This is a genomic window from Microcoleus sp. OTE_8_concoct_300, from assembly GCF_031383065.1.
Lineage (GTDB): Bacteria > Cyanobacteriota > Cyanobacteriia > Cyanobacteriales > Microcoleaceae > Microcoleus.
Window position 1 is genome coordinate 1 of the sequence record NZ_JANMZH010000340.1, and the last position, 2268, is coordinate 2268.

Annotated in this window: 1 protein-coding gene and 1 pseudogene; one reads left to right on the forward strand and one right to left on the reverse strand. The window is 39.9% G+C overall.

Features of this window, described 5'->3' with window-relative positions; genetic code table 11:
- Window positions 1-1054, reverse strand: a pseudogene (locus ACUVJL_RS15385) (ISKra4 family transposase); the annotation flags it as partial.
- Window positions 1055-1854: 800 nt separating this feature from the next.
- Between ACUVJL_RS15385 and ACUVJL_RS15390 the strand changes: the two are divergent.
- Complete coding sequence (locus ACUVJL_RS15390) at window positions 1855-2196, forward strand: transposase family protein (protein WP_445246639.1); 342 nt, start codon at window positions 1855-1857, stop codon at window positions 2194-2196.
- Window positions 2197-2268 lie beyond the last annotated feature (72 nt).

Here is a 2268-nt window from a genome sequence, read left to right on the forward strand (position 1 = left end):
CAATTAAGCCGTTTAAGTAAGCACAACGATGAGCTAATACTTGTCCCACATGTTCTGATTTCCAACTCGCTCCTGATATTTTAATTCGTCTGCCTATTTGCTTAATGCCTGATTCTACCGCTCCTGAACCAATTGAACAGATGCCATCAAGAGAGAGAATTTCATAGTTGATAATCCTTTTTTTGTGCTTTTCTAAATATTTGCAAAAATTCACTGCTGATTTTTTCTTGAGCTTTGTAAATAGAGCTGCCGCACTCTCTACATTTCCTTTCCACAAGTATGCTTCTGCTTGCTTAAGTCGCTTAATTGAACCGCCTACTTTCTGAAGATTTTCGTTGAGATGGTACCAATCGAGAATTTCTCTTCTCTGGTGTTCACTACTGATTTCCTTAAATATATTCCATACTCCATCATGTCCATCACCTAAACAAGTTACAGGTTTGGCTAGTGGTTGTTTATTTGCCCAATCAATGATGATATCATTTTGATTAAAACTAGCCAATATACCAGCTGACGACACAATTGCTTTATAGTCTTTCCATTCAGATTTTTGTCCTTTATGTACCCGAGCGTCGTACTTTTCCACCATCTGCACTTAGCTCTGAAATATCTTCTGTTGATATCGGTTCACTGAAGTCTTGATAATGTACTAATATGAGTTGTGTTTTAGACGGAACAGTCACCCCCGTTAGATACTTAATATCTTGGGCGGCATGCTTATAAGCAACATTGGCACTCAGTCTTAAGCAACAGTTTTCTAAATGTGGACTCAACCTACTAGCACTACCACAGCCTAGTTTATCTGCTTGCTTTTGGGTGATACTTAAATTACCTAGGGTACTTTTTAAAGTCTTGACTCTTCCGGCTTTTGTACCGCTAGCTGAGCAGATAAAAAAAAGCCGATATGTGGTGTCACATGAGTCAAAACTTGGTCTCTGACTGCAAGTTCAATATCTTCTAATGTCTGCAAGGAATCAGGATTATAATCATCATAAAGGATGGCAGAAATAGCATCTAGATGTGTTTTAATTGCCTGTTGTTGTTCAGGTGTCATGATTATATATCAAGTGGGAAGAGATGATAATTATTCCCTATTATACTGATGATCGGCAAAAAAGTCATGGTGGGGTTCACCAGTATTTATACTCATCGCAAAAGTGACACGCTCCCCAAAAATCTTTGTATGTGACGGCGACGGCTATTTTGTAAGATCGGTAATTGTAGGGTGGCAGCTAATCGTTCTATCCTAACTTGTTTTTGAGACTGTAACAGCCATACTAGCATTTGAAGGGTAAGTAACTGTGCAGGAGTCAGATATTTTTGGAGAATTTCATGATAGAATGAGGGCATCATATTATTGGTTTGGGTCTTGTGGTATTAGCAAGACCCTTCTTTTTTATCACAACTGGGACTCTTTTCCCTCGGGAGATTATTTTGTCAACAAGCAGAAATTTTTGAGGCGAGCCGATCGCGCGAAAAGCTTTGCCTGTAACAGTTCGGGGGCGCTTGTCGCCCCCTGAACTCATTTACAAAAATACCTGACGCCATCTCAGTTTCTGATGATGACAACCAAGTATCCTTGATGCAATCAGAAAAACAAGTCAGATTAGAACGGCTCTCGCGAGTATTTCCCTGCCTAATTACAGCTGAAAGTCGGCGGCGGAAATTACAAAGATTTTTAGATTTACCGAACTTAACGATCGAATTAATTTGGTTCCCATTAATTACTTATTGGTTGACCACTTATTGCCCTGTTGGTCAAAGCTTGTCAATCGCAATCGAGATCCAGGGCTATTTCATTCTTGAGAGAAGGGTGATAAGCTGAAGCTATATTCCTTCAAATTGTTTTGAGTAATGACCCAACTTGCAATTGTTGAAGCCTTCTCTGACTTGATTGATACTCGTTGCGGCACAGGATCGCGCCATCAGCAGGCACTCTGTCTTGCTATGTTCACTGTTGCAGTTGTTGCCGGGAACAAAGGTTTTCTGGCAATTGGGGATTGGCTCAAAGCGCACAAAGCCGAATTAGTAAAACTTTTTCAACCACCAAAGGGACGAATTCCTTCTTATATAGTCATTTCAAATAAGTATGAGACACTAGACTGCACAATAAGCACGAATAATTTCATCCTGTCGGGGCGACAAGTCGCCTATAAGGCTGATAGAATAAGTCTCATAGCTCTTAAGCCTTGTTGATAATTAGGTAGTTTGTGTGGACACAAAGACATTAATTCAACAACAACCTGCCAATTACTAGACATTGAATCG

What these genes read in the sequence shown, in the direction of transcription:
- ACUVJL_RS15390 (WP_445246639.1), top strand. Translation starts at nt 1,855, where the DNA reads ATGACCCAACTTGCAATTGTTGAAGCCTTCTCTGACTTGATTGATACT.